Below are 4627 nucleotides of genomic sequence, written 5' to 3'. Positions count from 1 at the left end.
GGGTGGTGAGGCGGTCGCCTTCTTCGGAGATGTTGGTGATTTCCAGACGGCGGGCAAGCTGGTACAGACGGCGGTGGACAGTTTCGGCAGGATAGATATCCTGGTGAACAACGCCGGTACCTTCCGGCGCGCTTTTATCTGGGAGCTATCTGAAGAAGCCTGGGACTATGTGATTACCTCCAAGCTGAAAGGGACTTTTAACTGTATCCGTCACGCGGCTCCTTTGATGAAAGACCAGGGCTGGGGCAGGATCATAAATTGCACTTCCGGACTCTGGCTGGGTGGTCTGGGGCATCCCAACTACAGCGCCGCCAACGCCGGGGTGGTGGGTTTGACCCGCTCTGTAGCCCGGGAAATGTACAAATACGGCGTGACCTGTAATGTTTACGCGCCGACAGCGATGTCAAGAGGTCATGTCAATGCGACGGCCCGTAACCGGGTGATGGCCAAAGCGGGGACTCCCCTCATGGATGAAGGGCGGAGGATACGTATGGAAGAGCTGCACGGCCCGCCGGAAGGAATGGCGCCGTTGATTGTCTATTTAGCTACTGATGCCGCCGCTCATGTCAGCGGGACGGCATTTGCCGCGGCCGGTAACGGAGAATTCCGTATTTACTCGGAGCCGGAAGAGATGAACCTGATCAAGAAGGATACCGGCCTGTGGACGGTAGATGAACTGATAGAGCAAATGCCGAAGACACTGCTGGCGGGATATACCAGTCCAGCGGCAGGCAGGTGAGTTTGATTCCAGACTGGACTGAACGTGCTCAGTCCGAATAAATAGAGAAAGGGGATTGAAAAGATGGTAGACCGATTAAAGGGTAAAGTGGCGGTGGTCACCGGCTCCGGGCAGGGGGTAGGTAGAGCTATTGCCCTGGCGATGGCAGGGGAAGGGGCCAGGGTGGTGACCAATAACCGCCGTCCCGGTTCCACCGGACTCAGCATTTACGGGGAGGATTTCGAGAAAAAACTGAGCGAAGAGGAGAAGGAGCAAGCCCGCCAGCTTGGCGGGGATGCCGGGACGGTGGCTAAAGAAATCAGGGACATGGGTGGTGAGGCGGTGCCCTTCTTCGGCGATGTTGGTGATTTCCAGACGGCGGGCAAACTGGTACAGACGGCGGTGGACAGCTTCGGCAGGATAGATATCCTGGTGAATAATGCCGGTACTTTCCGGCGCGGTTTTATCTGGGAGCTATCAGAAGAAGCCTGGGACTACGTGGTTACTGCCAAGCTGAAGGGGTCTTTCAACTGTATCCGTCACACAGCACCCCTGATGAAAGAGCAGGGCTGGGGAAGGATCATAAACTGCACTTCCGGGGCCTGGCTGGGCAATATGGAACATCCCAACTACAGCGCCGCCAATGCCGGGGTGGTGGGTTTGACGCGCTCTGTAGCCCGGGAAATGTACAAATACGGCGTGACCTGTAATGCCTACGCGCCACTGGCGATGACGCGGGGAGTGATTAGCCTGGCGGCGCGGACCCGGATAATGTCTGAAGCGGGTATTACCATCAGGGCTGAGCGAGGCACGGAAACAACGGCGCCGGCAGCGCTGGAAACTATCGCCGGTCCGGAGGGGCTGGCCCCATTTGTCGCCTATCTGGCTACGGAGGAGGCGGGCTCCGTCAGTGGTACCGTATTCCGGGTCGTCGGTAACGAGATTGCCATTTACGCAGATCCCGAAGAGAAGTACCTCATCAAAAAAGACGCCGGGCTGTGGACGGTAGATGAGTTGGCGGAAGCAGTACCCGCGGGATTGCTCAAAGGGTACCGGAGCATAGCTGCCGACTAGTACTTTGTAACACTTAATCCTTCGTTTAAGAGATAGCCACCAAAACTGTCATTGCGAGGGCGAAGCCCGAAGCAATCCGCCACCCCGAGAAACGGATTGCTTCGCTACGCTCGCAATGACGATCGGTACAATTTAAGTGATACAAGCTACTAGGGATTAACTCAGGCCCTGCTCTGCTTTTCCAGCCATTGAGGGCGGTGTATCTCCATAAGGGCAAACCTGAACCTGGGTTTGGTCAGGAGTTCATACGGGGTAAAGCCGCATTTCTGGAAACATTTTTGTGCCCTGTCGTTTGATTCCAGGGTTTTCAGGTAAACGCGGTTCAGCTTTGTCCGGTTGAAGATGTGATTTACCAGGGTGGTCACCGTATCAGCGCCGTAACCATTATTCCAGTAGTCCCGGTCGCCAATCATAATGCCCAGCTCTGTATCTTTCCTGGCTTCATTAATGTTGTAGTAGGAGCAGTTGCCGATGTGCTTACCCTCCAGGGTATCAATGGCAAAGCGGCGGCTGGTCTTGAAAAAGTGGTTTATCTCGTCAGCATAGTCTTCGAGGTACTGAGAGAAGGTGATGTTCACTACCGGCGCGGCATCAAGCATGGCCAGTTCAGGGTCTGATTCCCATTCGTAGTCGTTCCTGGCATCAGACAGTCTTTTTTCACGAAGTATTACTTTATTACCGACAATCATGGTTTACGTTATCAAGTGCTCTGGAACGGGAAAGGTAACATGTCCTCTTTCTGTTCCAGTCCACTAAGGGCTTGCTCCGCTGCCTGGCGGATGGCTTCATCAGCGTTTTCAAGGCAGAGTTCCAGGAATTCTTCAGCCTGAGTCCCGCCTATTTTAGCTAATGCCCGGATGGCTGCCATCTGGATATCAATATCAGTATCTTTGACCAGATTAATGAGATGAGGTACCGCCTCTTCATCCTCCAGCTCACCGCAGGAACAGGCGGCTTCATTGCGCACCGCAGCTTCAGTACTGTCAAGCTCCTTAAGCAGTACCGGCAGCCAGGACGGGCTGCAATTCTGTCCCATAGCGTAAATAGCGCTGACTTTCAGTCTACTATCGTCGCTTTGATAAGCTGCCAGGATAGTCTTGTTCACTTGCGGAAGGCTGAGGGGAGCGACTGCCTCCAGGGCACGCCTCCTTAATTCCAGGGTTCTATTTTTGTCGTTAATTACGGACAACAGTGCCTCCTGAACTTTATCCCGATGGCAGTCGCGCAGTTTTTTATGCTCGGCGAGCATGGCGAATTTGCCCAGTGCCGTAGCCGCGGTTACCTGGACTTTCTCCGCGTTTTCTGGATCAAGTAAATCTACCAGCGGGTTAATCAGGGAAGCCTCTTCATTTTCCCAGAGACCTTCAATCGCCTTGTTCTGTACCTCGGCGTCCTGGTCTTGCAGGCAGTGTTTGAAGATGGCGTCAAAGTTAAGCTCCAGGTTGTCTTCAGTCAGTTCTACCAGCCGGGCAATAACCTGTCGCCGCCGCTCGGTGTCGATTGTTGCCCATGACCTTTTAAAAAGCTCCATCGCAGCTATGGTCAGGTTGGATAGCTCAGCCAGCTTTGAGTAGAGTGGTGGCTGTTCACAGTGGCCTAGCTCAATAATAATCTCGTCAACGGGTGATACCATAAGAGTCTCTTCCAGATTTATTCCTCTTCCTCTTCTTCTCCCTGCTCCCATATCGGCTCGGTAAAGAGGTCTATGTATTCCTCCATAGCCTCCGCCGCCAGTTGCTTCATTTTCGCTGAGGTCTCCCCGGCCTGCAGGGCCAGTTCAAGGGTATCAAGGCTAACACCCAGTATTTTGGTCAGGACTTCAACTATTGCCAGGGCGGCCATGGGGTTGTGGATGCGCGTAGCATACATGGGCACTTCACCCAGCAGGCAGATACCTTCAATCCCTCTCTCCTTGGCGACGCCCAGCAGCAATCCATTCAATCCCGAGATATGGAGGTTGCCTCTCTGCGCTAAATCGTGTTCTTTTAGCTCATCCATTAAGTGCGGGCTGCTGGCTACTCCCCAGACCCTGGGCTGCTCGGTGGGGTGGATGTGGGTGAGGGCAGCCGCGCAGGTGTAGACTCTCCTGACCTGAAATTTCAGTCCCACATCGAGGATGCAGTTGGCCAGGTCATACGCCTTGCCGGCGGGCTGGTCTTCACCGATAAATAGTATCGTGTCACTGCCGCCGCCCTTATTTTTCCGGTAGTAAAACTGGCTCTGCGGGAACTGGGGCGCTTCCACGATATTGTTCTTGACAACCACGCCGATGGGGTCAAAGAACTGGGATGCCTCGATTTCCCCCAGCTCCTTGAAGTCCAGCTTCCTCTTCAGATAGGTAGCGACGATAATCGACACGTTGCCGATGCCGGGCCAGGCCGCCACCATGTTCGGTGTGTTAAGCTTGGGGCGGGCATGAAACTTGAATAATTTATTCATGATGCCTCTTTATATTCTATTTGTGTGTCATTGCGAGGAGTCACGATTATATCGGGACGACGAAGCAATCCGTTATTAAGGTAACCCTATCCCCTTCTCCATAATTATTTTGCCCGTTTGTCATTCCGGCGGAAGCCGGAATCCGGTTCTTTGATACCCCACTTCTGGATTCCGTGTCAAGCACGGAATGACGGGGCAGCAGATCAAGGCTAATCAGGCACGTATTTTACCAAATTTTACTATCTCTTTTGCCTCCAGTCATAACCAGCCCTTTGCTGTCCTCACTTGCTCGCCACCGATACGCTGGAGAAGTAGAGCGGTGGGGTGTTCAGGAAGCCGCCCACCCACTTGCTCTCGCTGCCGATGGCGGCAATCTGTTTCAGGAGCTGGTAAATA

The 4627-nt window shown here is 53.8% G+C and carries 5 protein-coding genes; 2 read left to right on the top strand and 3 right to left on the bottom strand.

Translation table 11 applies throughout. The features are described 5' to 3' along the window. Window positions 1-739, top strand: a 739-nt coding sequence (locus tag Q8Q07_06490; protein ID MDP3879932.1) for an SDR family NAD(P)-dependent oxidoreductase, incomplete at its 5' end; no start/stop codon positions are given. Between the two features lie 63 nt (window positions 740-802). Beyond that, a complete protein-coding gene (locus tag Q8Q07_06485; protein ID MDP3879931.1) occupies window positions 803-1792 on the top strand; it encodes an SDR family NAD(P)-dependent oxidoreductase in 990 nt (329 codons plus the stop codon). Window positions 1793-1953: 161 nt separating this feature from the next. Here Q8Q07_06485 and Q8Q07_06480 read toward each other — a convergent pair whose 3' ends face one another. Genes Q8Q07_06480 through Q8Q07_06470 form a run of 3 tightly spaced genes read right to left on the bottom strand, consistent with a single transcriptional unit; the run spans window position 1954 to window position 4231 of the window. Continuing rightward, window positions 1954-2481 carry a GNAT family N-acetyltransferase gene (locus tag Q8Q07_06480; protein MDP3879930.1) on the bottom strand — a complete coding sequence of 176 codons (528 nt, stop codon included), beginning with the start codon at window positions 2479-2481 and terminating at the stop codon, window positions 1954-1956. 11 nt (window positions 2482-2492) lie between these two features. Further along, window positions 2493-3425 carry a HEAT repeat domain-containing protein gene (locus Q8Q07_06475; GenBank protein MDP3879929.1) on the bottom strand — a complete coding sequence of 311 codons (933 nt, stop codon included), beginning with the start codon at window positions 3423-3425 and terminating at the stop codon, window positions 2493-2495. A gap of 17 nt (window positions 3426-3442) precedes the next feature. Continuing rightward, complete coding sequence (locus Q8Q07_06470; protein MDP3879928.1) at window positions 3443-4231, bottom strand: PAC2 family protein; 789 nt, start codon at window positions 4229-4231, stop codon at window positions 3443-3445. Window positions 4232-4627: the final 396 nt, after the last annotated feature.

The sequence above is a fragment of the Dehalococcoidales bacterium genome, from assembly GCA_030698765.1.
Lineage (GTDB): Bacteria > Chloroflexota > Dehalococcoidia > Dehalococcoidales > UBA2162 > JAUYMF01.
Note: the sequence above shows the minus strand (reverse complement) of the source record. Positions and strands in the feature narration are given on the sequence as shown.

Bases quoted from the DNA above. Each gene is read 5' to 3' on its own strand.
- Q8Q07_06485 (MDP3879931.1), top strand. From the start codon at position 803: ATGGTAGACCGATTAAAGGGTAAAGTGGCGGTGGTCACCGGCTCCGGG.
- Q8Q07_06480 (MDP3879930.1), bottom strand. From the start codon at position 2,481: ATGATTGTCGGTAATAAAGTAATACTTCGTGAAAAAAGACTGTCTGAT.
- Q8Q07_06475 (MDP3879929.1), bottom strand. From the start codon at position 3,425: ATGGTATCACCCGTTGACGAGATTATTATTGAGCTAGGCCACTGTGAA.
- Q8Q07_06470 (MDP3879928.1), bottom strand. From the start codon at position 4,231: ATGAATAAATTATTCAAGTTTCATGCCCGCCCCAAGCTTAACACACCG.